General features: G+C 31.5%; 15 protein-coding genes and 1 tRNA gene. 7 read left to right on the forward strand and 9 right to left on the reverse strand.

Annotated features, from left to right (window positions below; translation table 11 throughout):
* Positions 1-177: 177 nt before the first annotated feature.
* The 6 genes from secF to Gromo_RS01160 form a co-directional block, all read right to left on the reverse strand.
* Positions 178-1,068, reverse strand: a complete 891-nt coding sequence (secF, locus tag Gromo_RS01135) for a protein translocase subunit SecF (protein ID WP_231159231.1) — start codon at positions 1,066-1,068, stop codon at positions 178-180.
* 15 nt (positions 1,069-1,083) lie between these two features.
* On the reverse strand, positions 1,084-2,622 hold the full coding sequence (secD, locus tag Gromo_RS01140; RefSeq protein ID WP_231159233.1) for a protein translocase subunit SecD: 1,539 nt from the start codon (positions 2,620-2,622) through the stop codon (positions 1,084-1,086).
* Between the two features lie 9 nt (positions 2,623-2,631).
* Positions 2,632-3,024, reverse strand: a complete 393-nt coding sequence (gene yajC / locus Gromo_RS01145) for a preprotein translocase subunit YajC (RefSeq protein WP_231159235.1) — start codon at positions 3,022-3,024, stop codon at positions 2,632-2,634.
* Positions 3,014-3,841: a peptidoglycan DD-metalloendopeptidase family protein gene (locus tag Gromo_RS01150; protein ID WP_231159238.1), complete on the reverse strand. Its 828-nt coding sequence runs from the start codon at positions 3,839-3,841 to the stop codon at positions 3,014-3,016. The genes yajC and Gromo_RS01150 overlap by 11 nt, the downstream gene beginning before the upstream one ends.
* A complete protein-coding gene (gene serS, locus Gromo_RS01155; RefSeq protein ID WP_231159240.1) occupies positions 3,838-5,097 on the reverse strand; it encodes a serine--tRNA ligase in 1,260 nt (419 codons plus the stop codon). The genes Gromo_RS01150 and serS overlap by 4 nt, the downstream gene beginning before the upstream one ends.
* A gap of 74 nt (positions 5,098-5,171) precedes the next feature.
* Positions 5,172-6,488 carry an aminoacyl--tRNA ligase-related protein gene (locus Gromo_RS01160; RefSeq protein ID WP_231159242.1) on the reverse strand — a complete coding sequence of 439 codons (1,317 nt, stop codon included), beginning with the start codon at positions 6,486-6,488 and terminating at the stop codon, positions 5,172-5,174.
* 132 nt (positions 6,489-6,620) lie between these two features.
* Here Gromo_RS01160 and efp point away from each other — a divergent pair, with 132 nt between their 5' ends.
* From efp to Gromo_RS01175, 3 genes are all read left to right on the forward strand, one after another.
* The gene (gene efp, locus Gromo_RS01165; protein WP_231159243.1) at positions 6,621-7,196 is read left to right on the forward strand and encodes an elongation factor P; all 576 of its coding nucleotides are present in this window, start codon (positions 6,621-6,623) and stop codon (positions 7,194-7,196) included.
* A gap of 260 nt (positions 7,197-7,456) precedes the next feature.
* Positions 7,457-8,668 (forward strand): TolB-like translocation protein, encoded by a 1,212-nt coding sequence (locus Gromo_RS01170; protein WP_231159245.1) that lies wholly within the window; start codon positions 7,457-7,459, stop codon positions 8,666-8,668.
* Between the two features lie 73 nt (positions 8,669-8,741).
* A tRNA-Asp gene (locus tag Gromo_RS01175) sits at positions 8,742-8,818 on the forward strand.
* 538 nt (positions 8,819-9,356) lie between these two features.
* On the opposite strand, the gene tilS is transcribed toward Gromo_RS01175, so the two are convergent.
* Positions 9,357-10,703, reverse strand: coding sequence for a tRNA lysidine(34) synthetase TilS (gene tilS / locus Gromo_RS01180; RefSeq protein WP_231159248.1), 1,347 nt, complete (start codon positions 10,701-10,703; stop codon positions 9,357-9,359).
* Between the two features lie 65 nt (positions 10,704-10,768).
* Here tilS and Gromo_RS01185 point away from each other — a divergent pair, with 65 nt between their 5' ends.
* The 3 genes from Gromo_RS01185 (at position 10,769) to dnaG (ending at position 16,668) form a co-directional block, all read left to right on the forward strand.
* Positions 10,769-11,854 carry a M50 family metallopeptidase gene (locus tag Gromo_RS01185; protein WP_274381158.1) on the forward strand — a complete coding sequence of 362 codons (1,086 nt, stop codon included), beginning with the start codon at positions 10,769-10,771 and terminating at the stop codon, positions 11,852-11,854.
* Positions 11,855-11,904: 50 nt separating this feature from the next.
* Positions 11,905-14,370 (forward strand): BamA/OMP85 family outer membrane protein, encoded by a 2,466-nt coding sequence (locus tag Gromo_RS01190; RefSeq protein WP_231159251.1) that lies wholly within the window; start codon positions 11,905-11,907, stop codon positions 14,368-14,370.
* Positions 14,371-14,817: 447 nt separating this feature from the next.
* Positions 14,818-16,668 carry a DNA primase gene (gene dnaG / locus Gromo_RS01195; protein WP_231159253.1) on the forward strand — a complete coding sequence of 617 codons (1,851 nt, stop codon included), beginning with the start codon at positions 14,818-14,820 and terminating at the stop codon, positions 16,666-16,668.
* Between the two features lie 135 nt (positions 16,669-16,803).
* Here dnaG and rpoD read toward each other — a convergent pair whose 3' ends face one another.
* Positions 16,804-18,738, reverse strand: coding sequence for an RNA polymerase sigma factor RpoD (rpoD, locus tag Gromo_RS01200; RefSeq protein ID WP_231159256.1), 1,935 nt, complete (start codon positions 18,736-18,738; stop codon positions 16,804-16,806).
* Between the two features lie 175 nt (positions 18,739-18,913).
* Here rpoD and Gromo_RS01205 point away from each other — a divergent pair, with 175 nt between their 5' ends.
* Entirely contained in the window at positions 18,914-20,095 is a 1,182-nt protein-coding gene (locus Gromo_RS01205; RefSeq protein ID WP_231159262.1) for a branched-chain amino acid transport system II carrier protein, read from the forward strand.
* 136 nt (positions 20,096-20,231) lie between these two features.
* On the opposite strand, the gene Gromo_RS01210 is transcribed toward Gromo_RS01205, so the two are convergent.
* On the reverse strand, positions 20,232-21,545 hold the full coding sequence (locus tag Gromo_RS01210; RefSeq protein ID WP_231159266.1) for a terminase large subunit domain-containing protein: 1,314 nt from the start codon (positions 21,543-21,545) through the stop codon (positions 20,232-20,234).
* Positions 21,546-21,566 lie beyond the last annotated feature (21 nt).

Below are 21,566 nucleotides of genomic sequence, written 5' to 3' on the forward strand. Positions count from 1 at the left end.
TAAAATTATGAGAGAAATTTTCAAAAAACGTGCAAAGTAAATATAAAGGCAAAATTTATAAATATATGGTAATTGATAAAAAATTAATAATAACACAAAAATGAAACAGTCGTAATCAAAAATGGATTAAAAAATAGAAAAGAATCAGATCAAACAGAGTTTTTTAGCTTTTAACTATCAACTGGACGCAAATTTTATTGAATATATCCTCATCCACAAAGGAGCAGCAAGAAAAATCGAAGACAAAGTACCTCCAAATATACCAATCATAATTGGTAAACTAAAAGAACTAATAACCGCCCCGCCAAAAAAATATAGAACTATCAGAGAAACAATGGTGGTAAAAGAAGTCATGACTGTGCGATATAAGGTGCTATTTACACTATTATTAACTAAATTCTTAATATCGATATCAGAACCAAAACTCAAATTACTTTGCACTCTATCAAATATCACCACCACATCGTTTATAGCATAAGACACCGTCACCAAGAAGGCAACGATTCCATTCTCATTGAATTCTATTCTAAGAATAGAAAAAGCAGAGAACAAAATCACCATATCATTAAGTAATACAATTACAGCAGCTAATCCAAAATGCCATTTATAACGAACCCAGACATATAAGAATATTCCAATTAGGGAAAAAATAATCGATAATAATCCGTTTAATATTAGATCTCTACTCAATTTTGGACCAACAGATTCAAATCGATCAAACTCCACATCAAAGTCATTAACAATTTTACTTTTAATACTCGATATAAACTCTTGATCATATGACGAAGCAATTCTAAAACAAACTTTTCCTTTATTATCCTTATATACCGCACAATCCTTAACATTCACCGATTCAAGAAATTGCCTAATATCTTCTTCGTGCAAGGAATTTTTATCATTTGACTTAATTTCAAACAAATATCCACTCTGAAAATCAACTCCATAATTCAAGTTAAATCTAAAATAGCAAAAAAACGACAATACAAATAGAAATAATGAAAAAAACATGGCAATTCTTCCAAATTTCACGAAATCTATATTCGATGATCTCAAATAATTCCAAAACATACTCACTCCAAAAAATCAAAACTCAATATTTTTATATTTGCCAGACTCGATAAACATCAAAAGCAATTCCCGAGATAAAACCACAGCCGTAAATAAAGATACCACTAATCCGATTATCAAAGTTATTCCAAAACCTCTTATTGGCCCAGTACCAAATATGCAGAGAGATAATCCACCGATAATAGTAGTAAGATTTGAGTCCAATATAGTCTTCATCGCAACTCTATAGCCACTTAAGACTACACTTAGCAAATTAGTGCTCTTTTGCAATTCTTCTCTTATCCTTTCATTAATCAGTATATTAGCATCAATCGCCATGCCAATCGTTAGTGCTATACCAGCAATTCCAGGTAATGTTAATGTAACGCCAAATATTATCAAGAATGATAAAGTCATTAACAGATTCACAATTAGAGAAAAATTAGCAAATAACCCAAATGTCTTATACATAAAAATAACGCACAAAATTACTGATAAAATAGATAAAATCACCGCCATCATACCCTTTCTGATTGACTCTTCTCCAAGACCAGCTCCTATCACTTTCTCTTCTAATATCTCCAACTTCACAGGCAAAGCGCCAGAGCGCATCATCAGCGCCATATCAGCAGCATCTTTCAAATCGAAATTACCTTGTATAACACCATTTCCATCAAGAATAGCAACATTAATCATTGGAGCACTCACAACAACATCTCCAAATATAATAGCCATTCTGTAACCAATATACTTTCGAGTAATGTCAGCAAAAATATTAGCACCAATAGAATCAAATTTAAATGAAACCATAGGCTCTTTGTACTCACCAAATACAACTTGAGCGTCAACCAATCGATCACCAGATAGAGAAGCCTCTTTATCAAGAATATAATAATGTGAACCATCATTTGATGGCATTACGAAAGTGTCATGTCCACTATTACCCAAATCTTTAGCAGAAATAATATCTCGAACAATACAAAATCTAAGCTGAGCAGTCTGTCCAAGCACTTTTTTCACATGATCTATATCAAAAATATTGGGAATTTGCACCAGAATCGCACTAGAACCGTATGACATTATTATAGCTTCTGACGTTCCAAACTCATTTACTCTCTTATTTAAAACATCTATAGATCTCTTAACAACAGAAGACTTCACCGACTTGAACTTAGAATCAATCATAAAAATTTTTACCTCAACTTGATCATTATCCAAATTCTTGTAGTTAAAACTAAGACCATCATCAATAGAATTGACAAGACTCTCAATGTCAGACTGAGATAATTTATTCACCAACGTAAAAGAAAGAACATTTTCATCATTCAACTTCATATTTCTAAACCTAACACCCTTACTTCTCATTAACATACGTCCTTTTTTATACAAATCAGACATATATAAATCTTGAATATCTCTCTCTTCAACTGAAAACAAAATAGAAGAACCGCCTTTTAAATCAAGACCTAAAGTGATTTTAGGTAAGAAACGCAAATTAGACAAAATACATAGAACAGACAAACAAGAAAAAAATAGCACACATAAAAATATGAAAAACCTTCTTATGGTAAGCATAAACCCTCACTAATCTTTGTCAGATTCTTCTTCACTAGAGCAATTTTCTTCACTTTTACATTTTGAACCACTCTTCTTACAACAAGAAGAGCGATTTTGCTTAATATCAAACATAACATTATCATTCAAAACATCAGCAACAACAGAGCGAAGAATAACAACCTTCACACCAGAAGAAATTTCAACCTCAAAATACTTATCATCAATAAGCTTACTGATACGAGCAGTCATGCCAAAATTAGTAATCACAGACTGACCAACTTGAATTGCCTCAATCATCTTAGCATGCTCTTTCGCTTTCTTTTGCTGAGGACGAATTAAAAAGAAATAAAATACAATAAATATTAATATAACCGGCAGAAAAGATGTCAACATTTCTCCCATACCACTCTTAACGTTCATTAAAAAACCTCCTAAATCCATCAAAACACTTAAACGGATCGACAAAAGACCTTTGACCGCCCTTTACATCGTACACACAGAACAATAACACAGGTTTGTTGAAAACACCATCAGTATTTATTCTTCCTATTAAAGATTGTTGAGAAATAAAATCACCCTTCTTTACAAAGACTTCTGACAAATTTCCGTACAAAACATTCCTTCCATTTCCAATATCAATCACAATAAGATTGCCAAAAGTAGGATTTTTACTCACAACTACAACTTTTCCGTCAGATATAGATTTAATATCAACTGATCTATTATTCAATGAATTAAAAATAATAAATATTCCGTCAGATTTATTAGATAAATCATATTTGTTATTAAATCTTTTATTAAAATTCTTGCTCAATTTATCCATATTTTCTCTAAAACTTAACAACAAACTAGCTTCAGCATTCTCATCCCAAGGAGGTAAAAACTCAATATCAGATGTAAATTCAACATTTTGAAATGAATTTTCTTTGACTTTAAATCCATCAACCTGCTTTTTCTGCTCTTTTTTCTTAGGAATTTTTATTACATCTCCCTCATATACAATGTAAGGATATTCCAAATCGTTTTGCTCAATAATATCAAGACAAGACACAAAATACTTAAACGCAATGAGAGAAATATTTTCTCCTCTCTTTACAACATGACACAAAATCACATCATCACTGTCATTTACATTTAGAAAATTTTCCAAATTTATAGACTTCCTATACGGAGTGTTACAGCCACAAAAAAACACGCAAAACAAAACACTAAAAGTGTTGATTTTTATACTATTCATGAGCATTCCATAACATCAAAATCGAGATAATTCAAAAGCACATTTGGAATTAATACAGATCCATCAGCTCTCTGATAATTTTCCAAAATCGCAATCATAGTACGACCAACTGCTAGTCCTGACCCATTTAAGGTATGCACATATAAAGATTCATCTCCGATTACGACCTTAGATTTCATTCTTCTAGCCTGAAAATCTCCACAATTTGAGCAACTTGAAATCTCCCTATAGCAATTTTCTCCAGGAAGCCACACCTCCAAATCATACGTCTTTCTAGCAGAAAATCCCATCTCCTGAGAGGATAACAGCACTCTCCTATATGGCAATTGTAATTTCTCTAAAATATTTTCAGCATTTAGAACCATTGACTCATGAGCTTCATTTGATTTATTAGGCTCAACAATCTTAACCATCTCAACCTTATGAAACTGATGCAACCTAGTTAGGCCGTGATTAGCCTTTCCAGCAGATCCAACCTCGGACCTAAAACAAGGAGTGTACGCAGTCATCTTCCATGGCAAATCATCTCTATCAAAAACATATTCACGCGCTAAATTCACGAGAGATACTTCTGAAGTTGGAATGAGACAATCTCCTCTTGTAGTAGCAAAAAAATCTTCTCTAAATTTTGGCAAATTTCCACTACCATACATAGCTTCTTCACGTACAATATAAGGCACAGACACTTCTTGATACCCAGCTTTTCTATGCTCATCCAACATAAAAGCTGCTAGAGCCCTTTCCAAGCGAGCCATCTTACCGTATAAAACAACAAATCTCGATCCACTAAGCTTTACTCCATCAGAAATGCTCATTCCAAGCTTTGCTCCTATTTCATCATGCATACGAGGAGTAAAATCAAATTTTCGATCTACATTGAATACTTTTACCACAATATTATCTTTTTCTTCATTTCCAAAAGGAACATCTTCATCAGGTAAATTTGGAATATTGATCAAAATTGCATTCATTTCTGATCTAACATTTTCACACTTAGATTCCAGAACATTTAATTCTTTTGCAATCTCATTAGCATGGGACATTAAATCACTCGTATCAATCTTGTCTCTTTTTAAGAGCCCAATTTTTTTATCAATCTCATTCTTTTCACAACGCAAACCATCTAACTTTACCTGTAGTCCTCTCCATTTTTCATCAACTGTCAGCAAATTTAGACCAATATCTTCACAGCCTCTCAATTTCAAGCCATGCAAAAACTTATCATTATTTAGCCTAATAAATTTCATGTCTAGCATCAAAAATACAAAATGCAAAATCAATTATTTATATTACCTAATTCAGAATATCGCAACATCATCAATCAAAATTATTAAACATTAGATGTTGCAAAATTCAAAGACAGATTTTGAATAAGGAATTCAATCAAATTAGGCAATTCTACATCTTGATCAAAATCTTGAATCACATTTCTCGCAATCACTTTAGCAAAACCACTTTGCACTTCTTTTTTACCAAAAATTACCATGTAACCACATCCAATCAAATACGCATCAGCAATTTTTTCAGAACCAGATATATTTCTATCATCAATCGCAACATCTACTCCATTTTCAAGCAAAGAAATATACATATTTGTTGAAATTTCTCTTACTTCATCATCATTATTGTGAAAGTTAATTATCATCACATGAAACGGAGCAACACACAAAGGCCAACGTACTCCAAAATCATCATGACTAGCCTCTATTATCGCTGCAACCAACCTAGAAATCCCTATTCCATAAGATCCCATTTTTGCGTGATATCTACCAGTGGCATTTTGCATATATAACTTCATAGATGAAGTATATTTATCTCCAAAATAGAAATTATGACCAACTTCTATGCTTTTGCATTCAACTAGATCAGAAACATCTGCCTTATGTATCGTCCCCATTTTTTCATCAGAGTAAAATCTTCCATCATTTACGTCATTCATACAAAACTTGTGGACATTCATGATTTTTTCCTTGTAATTCTTATCAAAACATACCTTGCTTTCTCCATTATTCGATAACAAATGGAATTCATGACTGAAATCTCCACCTATAGGACCTGAATCTGCATTAACAACTACATACGGGAGTCCTATGACCATAAATATACTGACAAAAATACCAAACATTTTTTCGTAATTTACCATAGCCGATTCTTCATCCACATCAAATGAATAAGCATCACTCATTAAAAACTCACGAGCTCTCATAACTCCATGCCGAGGACGAATTTCATCTCTAAATTTCCACTGAATATTGTACAAAACTTGCGGACAACTTTTATAACTAAAAGCATACTGGTGAAATAAATCTGCAACAGCTTCCTCAGCAGTTGGACCATAAACAAATTCATTGCCACCTCTATCCTTAATTCTGAGCAACTCCAATCCATAATCATTAATTCTTCCACTTCTTTCCCATAAAGAAGATGGCTGAAGAGTCGGAATCAGAATCTCCTGACACCCATGATTATCATGGTAAAATCTTATCAAAAGCTGAAGCTTTTGCAGAACTATCATTCCAAGAGGAGTCCACGCATACAAACCAGAAGCAAGCTGGTATATCATACCAGACCTAATCATAATATTATGAGAATAAATGGATTGAGATGAATCAACCTTAGTCTTTATAAAAAACTGTGAAAGCTTCACACGAAAAAATAAACTTTACAGAAGTTTAATGACCATCTTGAATAAAATCAATCCTATTTTGCAGTAAATCATAAAGTTGCAAAAAACCGTCACATACCTTATAATTTTTTCGATTGTATATTTACCATTTTAATGAAAGTAAAGAGTAGTGAAGTAAAAATAGGAAATGTCATAAACTATGAAAGCAAAAAATGGAAAGTAATCTCGCGAGAACATGTAAAACCAGGAAAAGGCGGAGCATACATACAAATGAAATTAAAAGAAGTTCAAATTGGAACAAGCAAAGAAATCAGGTTTAGAAGCGATGAAGACGTGTATTTAGTCCATGTAACAGATGTTCAACATATTTATAACTACCCACTTGGAGATTCATTCGTTTTTATGAACAATGAATCGTACGAAATCATAGAACTTCCATCAAAATTTGTTGACAATGCAGAATTTTTACAAGAAGGCATGATTGTTAGCATATGCTTCGCTGAAGATGAAAATGGACAATTATCACCTATTTCTGTTAAGCTACCAGACCATGTAGAATGCGTTATAGAGGATACTCAACCAGTTATAAAAGGCCAAACAGCTTCCTCTTCATATAAACCAGCGACTCTAAGTAATGGAGTAAGAACAACAGTTCCACCTCACGTTGAAATCGGAAATCGAGTCATAATAAACACAAACGATAGGTCTTACGTAGAAAAGACAAAGTAATAAAATTTCTAAAGTCAATTATGAAATAAAAAATATCAATGAATAGCAAAAATCATCAACACACACATACATCAAACAAACATAGTAAACTTCAAGACTTATGACTCAACAATTACTTCAATGAAATGAAAAATTCACTATATCTTCACTTACATCAAATAGCATTTCATTTTAAGATATTTATATAATTCTTCTGTCTTATTTCAAAAACAAACTTTTAACATTAAGATGTTTATATTGATAATAAATCATACATAACAATGTACATACTAACCATATTTTTAATAGCTTTCATACAAATATTCACTTGCAAAGACTCTACATCTTGCATAGAGATAAAATACGGAAACGTAGTAGAACCAATAGGCCTGCATATCAAGACAGACGATTCTGAAATATCTCAAGAGTGCAAAAAAATGATAATCAATATGCTTGAAAAGAGTGGAATATTCAAATTCGATGCAACCGAAGGACAAAAGATATCTTCATTAATTGTCATAATTAAAGCAGAAAAAATGCAATCAAATATAAAAATACAAATTATACTAAAAAATAAAATGGGGAAAACATTTGTTGATTACACAATTCAGTGCAATTACTCAAAACTACACAAAGGATGTGCAATATTATGTGATAAAATATACTCAGCAACAACAAGTGAAGCAGACTCATCCGTATTCAACTCAAAGAACATATATGTAGAAGAAGGTGTGTTAGTAAAAAAACACATGTCAGGCAAAGGATTTAAGAGGATAGCTAGTGGATCAACGAAAATGTACTCATTCCCAACTTGCAACAGAGACTTTATCGCTTGTGTAGAACTAAATACATTAAGTGGATCGTCTTTTTTGTACCTAATAAACAAGCGAACGAAACAAACTAGACGATTCTTATTTAATGGCAATTTAATATCAGTAGAATTTTCTCCAATCGACCTTAATATATTAGCTATAAACATGATTCAAAAAGATAAAGTAATCATAGGAATCTTCAATATGGAAGATATGTCATTTTCACAGATAGGAGAAAATGTATACTCAAGCATGTCTCCAGTATTTACCAAAGATGGTAGCTCTATCATCTTTTCTTGCAATAAATACGGGCCAAAATATAGCATCTGCAAAGTAGATTTAAATAACAAAAAAATGTCGGTAATTTTATCGAGCGACAGAGAAAGTTATTTTTCAGCAGAATATTCACATAATCAAAAATTTTTAGCATGCACAACTAATAAATCAGTAAAAATATTCAAAGCTAACTCGTCGGAAATTATATGGGATTCATGCAATGAATTCAAATCAGTAGATAGAATATCTTGGGCTCCAAAATCAGACAGCATAATTGTTATTTGCGCAAAAAAAAGCAATAAACACCAGTTGTTCATCTTTAATATTCTCACAAAATCATTACGCGAAATTCCATGCACAAAAGAAGTGCTCTTTAACAAATGTGTTGCGTGCAAAAGTAAATAAATCTCAGATATCTCTAAATTTTTTCATTACCGTATTGCCCTAGAATGCAAATTTGATATAATCAGTCTGGTTCGGGGGTGTAGTTCAGTCGGTTAGAACGCCTGCCTGTCACGCAGGAGGCCGCGGGTTCGAGTCCCGTCGCTCCCGCCAGTTGATTTTTATTGTAAGATGTTTTTCATGTATCGTTTTAATAACTTATTTACTCTAATTGCAAAATGGTTAATTTAAGAATTTGTATATTTCTCAAAAACGATATCTCTGATTAATAAAGATTAAGGCATTATTTTGAGTAAAACTCTATTATCTTGAAAGATGAATGATATAAATTGAAATTCAAACTTAATAAAGCAAATCAGGAAACTGATCGCAAAAATAAACAAAAATAGTAAGTACTACTATTTTCATAAGATCAAATCTTGAAGTAAATTTTTGATGCTTCGTAAACAAAATCATAAACAGAGTCGATCAAATCAAGCGTACTGTATTAAAAGAACTCAAAATCAGATTTGCGAATTTTCATGATATATCAAAAAAAAGACTTTTGAAACAATATCACAAAAGAAACTTAAATATTTTTGAAGATTTAATTAAAAATGCAGGGAATGTACTCTCAACTTTAAACAAATATCAAAGAGCAACCTCACACAAAGATCACATCAATGAATGAAATGTCAAATAGATTAAAACTTCATACAAATTGAATTGATTCTGATATGGATGTAGGGTAAAAAACATGATGAACCGCATTATCAACATAGAGGCAATCAATATACAGAAATATAAGTCTTACTAAGTAATTCACTTCAGATATTGATTGTATGTATTTGGAAAAAAATGTCCTAAAATTATCATAGCTTGATCGAAAATCAGCAGTACTCATATCTGAATTCATGCTATCAACCATACACTTACGTATTTTTGAAATATACACTGAAGATTCAATATAAATTTTTGACTTATTGACTTGAGAATCTATTGACTCACATATCAAACTCACAGCAGATTGAGAGTAGATAATTCTAGGAAAAACCAACAGATTTCCTTCAATTTTCAACCATAAACATCTGTCAAATAAGGCATTTTTTGTCTCGGAATTATTTAAAAGAAAACCAATTATATATTCATAATCAGCATAAGACTTTGCAGAGTAATCTTGATTAACAAGCTCAGAGATTCGTCTCACCAAGCATCGCAAATCATTTTTGGATAATCCACTTAGGCCGATCAAACTTATCATCAAAATTCTTTGAGTTAAAAATTTCGACACCAGCAAATTAATATCTTTGCTCAGCAAACTAAAGATATTGTTCTGTATCATGTTAAAATTTACAAAAAAAAGACGAGAAAATTCCTTTAAAATACAATTTATACGAAAGTTACAATTTGCTGCCCTATTTTGACAATAAGATATAATTTCACAAATTCTTCGCAAAGTTTGTGCATCAATTTTCGTAATTTCTTGTCTTACACGAACTCTTGCAAAGAGCTGATTATAATTTGACGAATCTTCAATCCATTTGATGTCATTTTTTACAGCAAATTCAATCAAAAATGATTTATCGATTTTTAAGAATGGACGAATAACATTAATTCCAGATTTATATGAAGAGCTCATCATACAAGATAGACCCAGCAATCCACTCCCATTCTTAATACGCATCATGAAAGTCTCTAGCTGATCATTTAAATGGTGAGCAACATATAGAAATAATATTTTCAAATCCTTGCATTTTTGCAAAATCAAACTGTAGCGAGCTTTTCGAGCTCTATTTTGAATATCAGAAGATATTTCACCATGATTCCAATTTAAAACAATGCATTGTATTCCTAAATTTTTGCACATTTCACTTACAAATCGAGCACTTTCACCTGAATCTTTTCTTAATTTATGATCTACTGTAACACAGATAATTTCATCTTTTGGCTTAAATTTCAAAAGCATATTAAGCAATACAAAACTATCGACTCCACCAGAAACACCAATGGCAATTTTTTGTCCCAGAGCAATCTCAGAGTATACCTGTAATTCCAACATGCACTCAGACAATTTCTTTTCATATAGCATTTTGTTATAATGATTGAAATTTATACAGAATAATTATGATTATTGAATTTTTCAATCATCTTTGGCCATTTGTGATATTCATAGTAATTATGGTAACTTTACACGAATTAGGACATTACATTGCAGCAAGAAAATTCGGCATATTTGTTGAAACTTTCTCGATAGGATTTGGACCAAAGTTATTTTCATTGGAGGACAAACAAGGAACAACATGGAAATTATGCGCAATTCCATTTGGAGGATATATAGCCCTAGCAGGAGAATACTCAACATCCATCAATAAAGAACATGCACATCGCATAACATCAAAAAAAGGAGTAGGAGATGCAACTCCATTACAAAAAATTATTATAGCAATTGCTGGACCATTTGCGAATTATTTTTCAGCACTAATAGTTAGTACAATTTTACTATTTCAGTATGGAGAGCCATACCAATCAAACATAATATCCAAAATATCAGAAGAAAGCATAGCAGAAAAAATTGGATTGCAAGTAGGTGATGAGCTGTATTTTGCAAACTCGGCAAATGAAACAACATACCTCATAGATGACATAATGAAAATGATAAAATCAGGAAAAAAAATGTCTTTGTCAACTCGTACACACAATCAAAATGGAGAATTAATTAATGAAAATTGTATTGAACTTGCAGAATCGGAATATCCAAGAATCATAGGAATAAATATGAAAGTAATGTATCATAAATATCCTATTCATAATTGCCTTACTCATTCAATATATAAATGCAGCAAGATATTTTATGAATCCATCAGTAACGTCTTTTTGATAATTAAGGACAAGCAATCAGTGAACAATTTTGCTGGGCCATTAAAAATTGCTTCAATCATCAAGAGCTCAATGACAGATATCAGAGCAATATTATCAATATTCATTCTATTGTCGCTTAGCATAGGTGCAATGAATATGCTTCCATTACCAGGGTTAGACGGATTTACCGCATTTATAGGATGCATTGAACTTGTTTCTAGAAGAAAATTACCAAAAAATATATTAAATATTCTTACAATACTAGGATTTGTTATTATAACAACTTTTAGTCTGTATATGCTATTTAGAGAAATAATGCAATTGAATTGCATAAAGGTATTACTAAATTGATAAAGTGTGTATAATGTCTATGAAATGTTTCTGTTTTTAAGTCAAAACTGATGTGGTATAAGTTGTTTCCCATATTACTTTTGTGCGTTTGTGCTAAATATCAAACCTCAGAAGGAGCTAAACACACAATCGATAGCGAAAAAAAGTCTTTAAATGTAAATCTTGACAATGGGCTGAAATTAGTTATTACGGGATTGAAAAATGTCTCTGTAGAATGGATTAGAAATTATTTGAGATATCACAACAATGGTAGTGAGTTAATTATAAATACTTCTGAATCAATATCTAATATGATAAAATCAGGGCTATTCAGTGATGCAAAGATCGCGCAACAAGGTAATGTCGTCACAATTGAACTAAAAGAGAACGTAATTGTAGGCAGTTTCAGAATTGAAGGATTACCTGTACAAATAAGATCAGAGCTATCGCATGACATAAAATTACCTAAATCTGGAGATTTCTTTCAGCCTAGAATATTAGAAGAAGTATCAAAATGGATTGTTAATAATTTAAAAAACAGAGGTCATATAAACGCAAAAGTTCAAACAAAAACTTACATAAAAAATGGAGAAATTCATGTAAAAATATCTGCATCAAAAGGTAAACACTTAAAGGTAAGATCAATTAGATTTTTTGGAAACAAGCATTTTAAAGATAAGAAATTATTACAAATAAGCTCTTTATCAAAGACTAATCTTTTAACAGTTTTTACTCAAAAAGATATGCTCTCCGAAGAGAAATTGAATAATATTATCGAAATAATGCAAGCATTTTATCGTCAAGAAGGATATTTTGAAGCTAAAGTAGGAATTGATGTCATTCTTTCTCAAAACAATAATATTGCAGATGTAATCTGTAAGATTAATGAGGGAGAACGATTTGAAATATCAGAAATAGATATCCTGATAGATGGAGTGAAAAATTCAAATTCTGAAAATATTTCGCAAAAATTCGCAAAATCAAAATTTAAAATACAAAATGTTCAAAACATTATTCAAGAAATAAAAAAGAGTGATAAAAGTTTACTAAAAAAAGAAATTGAGTGGCAATTCGATGTATCAACTTCAGATAAAAGTGTGAAGCTAATTTTTGAAGTGGAAAATAAAAAAAATCTTTATATAGAAAGAGTTATTGTCACAGGCAATAAATCAATATCTTCATACTTCATCAGGAAAAAAGCTAAGATATATGACGGAATGAGATGTAAAAAAATCGATAAAGACTCAATAATAAGATCTATAATGCTGACAGGTTTTTTCACTTCTGCTGACGTTTATATTCAAAAAAACAAAAAGCGCAAGTCTGCTATTGTCACTATAAGTGTAAAAGAGAAAAATATTTTAGGATCAATTTCTATGAGTGGAGGATACGGATCCATCGACAAACTGTTCTTTCAGGGGGCGTACGAGACAAGAGGTGAGAAATTTTCAGCTCAATTAAGTGCAAGATTTGCATCTAATATCAAGACTTTTCAAATTTCAATTGATAATAATCCTTCAATAACTGACATTGGATATTTTGGAAATTTGTCTTTTGTTATGCTCAAAAGAGTAATGTTCAAAATCATAGAACAAAAAAAGAATTCAGAAACAATTCTAGAAGAAAGAGATATGCGCAATACGATGAAAAATCCAGAAATAATGATTCATACTATTCCTCTTAATGAAGAAGAGAAGAAAGACAAGAGAAAGACATCAATAGATTTGAAGAAATTTAATGCTAGCATAAATGTTGCATTTCCAATTTCTTATCCAATGTCATATGGGCCAAATTTAAGGTTTTCCTTTCAAACTGTAAAAATAATTGGAGATATGTCTGACTTATTTATGTCAGATACAGGATCTTTCATAATAATGAGCGTAGGACATAAATTCACAATAAATACTTTAAACAGCATGCAAATTCCAACAAAAGGATTTTTATTCTCTTTTGATAATTCATTTAGTTTCATATTTAAAAATTCTGGAGATAGAAGATATTCTCCACTGATGAAAAATATCTTTACGTTATCAGGATTTATTCCAATAGACACTCAACATCTCTTCGTGACTTCACTATCTTTGCAACTTGGATTAATTACTAAACTAGTCAAAGATGGAAATATTAGAGTGTTTGATAAATTCTTTTCCTCAGAAGTAACTATCAGAGGATTTGATGAACAAGACGGGTTTGGACCAAAAAATCTACATCAAGGGACTTTTGAATCGATAGGAGGAATGAAATTTGCCACTGCAGATTTCACAATTTGGTTGCCAATTACAAAAAAATTATTGCACACTTACGGTGTACGGTGGTTCATTTTCATCAATGCTGCATCTATACATGATTCTGGATTAGAACTAGACACAGTAATCAATAATGATTTCTTTATAAGAGTTGCTTGCGGAGCTGGAATTTCATTGCGATTTGGACCGATTGGATCATTAAATGTATACTTCTCAAAATCATTAAGAGAAACAGATCAAGATACATCTATAATGTTTGGAATAAATGCGGGAATTTTAAATAACTCTTAATGCAATTAAGGAGATTTTACTAATAAACCAGATAGTCACTATAAAACAATGTCTATAGCTTCTTGCACTCACCATATTGGAGAAATTATTTTTGTATGAACATTTTGATCTAATCAACAACACAGCCTTTGACTCATTCATGATAATCAACATATTAAGATCTTTATTAGAATTATTAAGATAAATCACTATCAATCAATAATTTGATAGCAATCTGAAAGTACATAATTAATTCAGAGTTATATTGAATCAATACGAGTGAAATTCATATAGATATGAACGAATTTAATACTCATTAACGATTACATAATAACAAGATTAGCACATAACAGAAAAATCTATAATCCAGCTTATCAAGTTGGGAATACTTCTGACCAATCTTCAACAGCAAAATCTATTCAAATCACCAAAAATATGATAGTCTTTGTTAATATCTTCATTTATAATATGGATATACTTTCGGAAATATATTCCAGAACAAGCTTATCCAATATAATATCTGAATACATGAACTTAACTGACAAGGGAAGTGAAAAAGAGGGATTATGCCCATTTCATAAGGAAAATACTCCATCATTCATGGTCAACGATGCAAAAGGCTTGTTTTATTGCTTCGGATGCGGAGAAGGAGGAAACGCAATATCATTTATTGCAAAAATTCAAGGAACAGAATCAAAAGAAGCCACAAAAATTCTTGCAAAAAAATTTGACATACAATTAAAATCTCAGAGTGAAAACTTCAAAGAGAATACAATAAACGAGATATTCTCAATAACAAACAAGTGGTTTCAATCAAGAATTTTCTCTCCATCAGGCGAAGAAGCAAGATCTTACTTAAAGAACCGGAATGTATCTAATGAAATGATCAAAGAATTTGAGATTGGATATTGTTCAACAAGATTATTAAATCAATATCTCATATCAAGTGGATTTTCACAAAATGATATCGACAACTCTGATCTTTTTTATAATACAGAAGAAAGGAGAGAAAAATTTGCAAGAAGAATCACATTTCCTATAACCAATGAACAAGGGAATGTAGTAGGATTTGCAGGACGAAGCATGCTAAACGGAGCAAAATCAAAGTATATCAATTCATCAGACAGTCCAACATTCAAAAAAAGAGAAATTCTTTACGGGTATTTACAAGCAAGTACAAAAAAACACTTACCATTAGTCATAGTAGAAGGATATTTCGATGTAATATCCCTTCATCAAAGCAAAGAAATACGTGCAATTTCTCCCATGGGGACAGCTATCAGTCATATACAGATTCAAAAAGCATGGAAACTTCACTCAAATCCCATAGTTATTTTCGATGGAGATGAAGCTGGAAAAAAAGCATCTATATCCTGTATGCTAAAAGCTTTTGAAATCCTGACAGCTGGCCATTCATTAAATTTTGTATTTTTACCAATTGGATTTGATCCAGATAGCTTCATCAAAAGCAGAGGAATAGAAGCATTTAAGGATATATTAAGTAAATCTATAAGTCTCGAAGAATTCATGTGGAATCACGTTATTAATGAATTTCCAATAAAAGTAAAACCAGAAGAAAAGTCTCTGATATACAAGAGATGCATGTACATCATTGACAAAATTCCTGATAAAAAAACCAAATCATATTACATAGAAAGTATCAATGAAAGAATGCATAGTGTTCAATTGAAATCTTTTGGCAGAGAAAGAAGAAACTCCGATTATGGCGGGTCTTTTGACAGAGAAAGAAGAAACTCCGATTATGGCGGGTCTTTTGACAGAGAAAGAAGAAACTCCGATTATGGCGGGTCTTTTGGCAGAGAAAGAAGAAACTCCGATTATGGCGGGTCTTTTGGCAGAGAAAGAAGACAAACTGGAGGATTAAGTAATTATAAAAGGAGTTTATTTGCAATTTACAGCCCAATCATTCAAAATAAAGATTTCTTATCAAGAGTAAGAGAACAATTCGCATTAATTGAAATACAAGATAAACTTTTCGATAATATTAGAAGCGATGCCCTATATTCATTTGACCGAAACGGATTTGTTGATACGCAACAACTACAAGAGAAATACGGTGATGTCATATCAGATATATGCAAAAATAAAGATATCGGACAAGATGAAAATGTAAATTTATGGAAAGAAATTGTCAACAATTACAATGAGATGACCAATCGTACTTCGGAAATTCATAGAGCAAAAAAATCTTTCACATCAAACATGAATACAGAGTCTTGGAATCGAATGAAAGCACTTAGAAAAGAAGGTATTCGTAATAGGCATCAAATAAGTGATGTAAGAAACAGTCCATCCTAAACTTCAACAATTCAAAGCAATCTCTTGCATTTGACCGTGGAAGATTCGTTTATACGAAACAACTACAAGAGAAATAATATCAATGCAAAAAGTGAAGCTATAATTCATGAATTAAATTACAAAATAATAAACACTTTACTTGATTGGAGGGGTTTCAACAAAAACTCTCAGATTTTTTGATCTCGAAGGGTGGCGTAACTTGCGCAATGCTTTTGCCTCAATCTGACGAATTCGCTCTCGAGTAACACCAAATTGCTGTCCAACTTCTTCCAGTGTAGATTCAGAAGATGTACCGATTCCAAATCTCATTCTTAAAACTCTTTCTTCTCTAGCATTTAATGCAGAGAGCGATGCTGAAACATTATTACTTAAATCGGCATCCCAAGCAATTTTTTCTGGCGAATGACCATTTGGATCTTCGATAAAATCACCCAACTCTCCATCTTCATCTCCAACAGTAGTTTGGAGGCTGATAGGTTCTTTTGCAATATCCTTAATTTTATTGATTTTTTCTGCATCTATTCCAAGATATTTGCCAATTTCCTCGTTAGTAGCCTCTCTTCCGGAAGAGTTCACCAAAAGTCTACCAGCTCTTGAAAGTTTGTTTATAGTCTCTATCATATGAACAGGAATTCTTATAGTTCTGGCTTGATCTGCAATAGCACGAGTTATAGCTTGTCTTATCCACCAAGTTGCATAAGTAGAAAATTTGTAACCTCTACGGTATTCAAATTTTTCAACTGCCTTCATCAAACCGATATTCCCCTCTTGTATTATATCGAGGAATTGAAGACCTCTATTCAAGTACCTTTTAGCAATAGATATGACAAGTCTCAAATTTGCAACAATCATTTCTTCTTTTGCCTGATTAGCATCTTTTATTCCAGACTTGATAATCTTAAACGTTTTTCTAAAATAGTCCACAGATACACGATATCGTAAAACAAAACTGTGAGCATTACAAATAATCGATCGAATTTCATTAATCAAAGCTTCATTTTTATTAACATCAAGTATTTTTTCGATCCATTTCATTTCTGTATCAGATTCTTCATACGCATTAAGAAATTTCTGTCTAGGAATATTATGCTTAGTCAATAAAGCTAAGGACTGACTTTTCGCAGAAACGAGAGTTTTGCTTATCATTTCAAACTCATCAACAATCAAACGCATCTTTTTATCAGAGAGCTTAAATTTGCTAAACGCATCTACAATAGCACTTTTCATAGATGTATACTCTAAACTAGCGTTATCTTCATTCACTTCAATTAACTTTTTCGATGCAACTACATGATCATAAAACTTATCGTAATATTTCATAAAATCGTTTATATATTCATCAATAATCGCACTTATTTTATCTTCCATCTCAGCAATAGATTTATTATCAATTTCAGAATCTACAGACAAATCTTCCACTTCCTCTTCTTCTGTTTTTTTAATATCAGAAATATCTTCTTCATCAATACATTTCAATTCGGGAGTTGTCTGAGGTTTCTTTTTAGTCAATTTTGAAAATTCCATTTCGATTTCTTCATCTATATCATCTACATTTTCATCATAAACCTCATCAATAACTTCATCTTGAGGTAGATCAGCTAAAAATAAGACTCGATGCATTTCATGCACATCTATGAAATCACGCAACAAAATTTCTCCATTCTTAAATTTTTTACAATCCACATATACCATATCAAACACGATAACATTAGTGTACATAGCATTCACTATTCTTTCGTGAGCATCTTCTATTCTTTTAGCAATTTCTATTTCTTCTTCACGGGATAATAGATTCATGTGCCCCATTTCTCTTAAATACAGCCTTGTAGGATCTATACTAGTAAGATTTGCATCTTCTGAATCTTCCATTGCAAATCTTCTCTTTCTTATAAACTCTTCTTTGTCATCTATCACGATGATATTTCTCTCAGATAAAATCTCTATAGCATATTCCACATCATCAACTGAGAGATCCTGATTGCAAGATATATCGAGAAATTCTTCTTGAGTTACCCAACCTTTCTGGACATACTTATCTTGAACACATTTTATTAGATCATCTCTTGTCATTTATTCTCCACTGCAAAAGATAGGATCATAAATTATACAAAAATCAGAACAGGTATTATATACAAAATCAAAAATTGATTCAATTATTTTTTCACTCATATAATTAAAAATTCATAAATTTTGCCATCTTGCAATTTTATTATACAATACACCATTTAAGAGAGTACTTTCATTAATGTCTTTAAAGAAGATCAGCCGAGGTTTACTTAGCGGTACTGCATTATTTTCAATGTTTTTTGGATCAGGAAATTTAATTTTCCCACTAATAATAGGCTCATCAAGTAGAAGCCTAATTTGTTCAATTATTGGAGTATTTATATCAGCAGTTTTAGTCCCATTGATAGGACTTTTTAGCAAAATCATCAAGCCTGGTCCAGTAGAGGATTACTTTAACAACACAGGTAAGTACATGAATTCAATATTAATATCTGCAATCGTAATGTTAATAGGCTCATTTGGAGTCGCCCCTAGATGTATATTGCTATCATATGGAAGCTTCACATCAATATACCCAAACACATACTTGTGGCTATTTTCATTCATATACACTTGCATTTCAATTGTATTTATTGCTCAAAAAAATGGCATTATAAATGTAGTTGGAAAATATATGACTCCAATATTGCTAATATCAGTATTGTCAACAATTTTGTACGGATTGTATGCTATTTCAGATCAACCAATTGCATTACTAAACTTAGATAAAGAGTCACTTTTCTCTAGCTTAGTTGCAGGATACCAGACAATGGATTTACTTGCTGCAATTTTCTTTGCATTTACTATTCAGAAATACTTTAGCGAAAGCAAATCTTGGTTATTTGATACAACCATATCTTTCCTTGTTGCTTCTCTTTTATTACTCATCATATACGGAGGATTCATATATTTATCATTTGGTTTGCAGGATCAACTCAAAAATGTATCTCCTGACATGCTACTTGTACACTTAATCAACATTTTATTTGGAAAATACGCAAGTCCAGTACTCGTAATAATAATAAATATAGCTTGCATAACAACATTTGTAGCTCTAATCGATATTTTCTCTAATTTCATACAAAGCAAACAAAGTTATATATTCCCGTTTATCAAATCAAGTAAAATATCAGAGAATAGAATTCTCCACCTGATAATTTCCGGTGCAATCTCTTTCTTTGTTTCATTACTTGGATTTGATTTAATCTTATTATACATAGGAAAAGTCATGAAAATATTATACCCATGCGTCATGGCGTACAGCGTAGGTACTATAATCGAATTTTTAGCAAAAAAATCATTAAACATCAACAAAAATCTGAGCGGAAGTCTTTTTTATATCGTTCTATTTATATCAGTATTATTAGAATGTTTGGAATAAAATTAATATAACCAGCAATTATTTTCCTAAATCATAAAATGGAAAAGCAATATAAAATCTCAAAGTAATACAAAGCAATTCAACTCACTTCCACCATTCAAAAATTTATCTTCAGATCGATTAATAATAAACTATATCAAAATACTCTAGGCACACTGATATTTTTCGAAAAAGCGAGCTCAGTTATCGCCCAAACCAAAGCATCAACTCTATCTGGAGAGTTATAGTTTTCTATATTTAACATCTGCCTTTCAAGTAAATCAAATTTCCTTATATGTTTAACTAAATTCTGTTGATATAAAGCAAAAACAGGTTCTATACGAGTATATTTACCTTTTGTCGCATAAACTGACTTAAAAGGAATATTTTCATGACGTGCTTGAATCAAATGCTCAATAAAATCACCACCATTATTAACTTCTGCAACAATTCTATCTGCATTCCATAAATGAAAGTGCTCAACAACGATATCAATCCACTTATCAGGATCATATTTACCACTTAAATCATCCAAAATATATATCAGACCATCACTAGCAATTCCAGCAACAATAATTCCAGTTTCATCTCTTTTTGTAGTCACAGCTGGATCGATCCCTATAATAATTCTGGCAATATCTAGACGCTCAAGACAATTCAAAACATTATTATATGAGCAATCATTTAACCTTGTTTTGTTTAAAATTTCATCTGTCCAAAACAAAAAATCCTTTGAAATAATCTCACCGTATATCTCTTGATCACCAAATTTAGTTCCTACAAATTGTTGCTTAATAGATTCTATATAATCATTTGCTAAATTCTCTTGATTTTCAAAAGTCGATCCATTCGTTACATGAACATTTGATCTATTTTTCAGTTCTATCAGAACATCAATAGGACGAGGAGTCGTCGTAATCACAATTCTAGGAGAATGCCCTAACCTCAAGCACAATTCTAGCTGATTCAACACCTCTTTCGGATTATCAAATTTTGCAAACTCATCTATCCACACACAATCAAACTGGGGGCCTCTAAGAGAGTGAATCGTATCTGCGCTATAAGCACGTACAACTGCTCCATTTTTCCAAATTATTTCATTTGAGGCCTTTTTATAAATAAGATTTTCCTTCAATCTTCTTGCAATTGAAAGCAAACCACTCTCACCTCGAATCATAACATCTTGAACATCTCGAATAGTTTTCGAAACAATTGCAATATTTTTATATTTTTTTTCTCGAATCCATCTCGTAATCGCCGCAGCGCCTGTAAGAGTTTTTCCGAACCCTCTGCCAGCAAGTAGTAACCATATATGCCAATCACCATCTGGAATTTGCTGAGAATTTCTCAAAAATGCAAAATCTCCTCCCATTTCAGAGTCAATATGATATTTCAAGATCGTAGCACAGTTCTTCACTTTCAACAATTTATCAATTTTTGTGATATTTTTATTATATTTTTTTTTCAACATTCTACCTCATAACAACTAATT

Origin of the sequence: Candidatus Gromoviella agglomerans, assembly GCF_021065005.1 — a bacterium.
Classification (GTDB): Bacteria; Pseudomonadota; Alphaproteobacteria; order CAJXXZ01.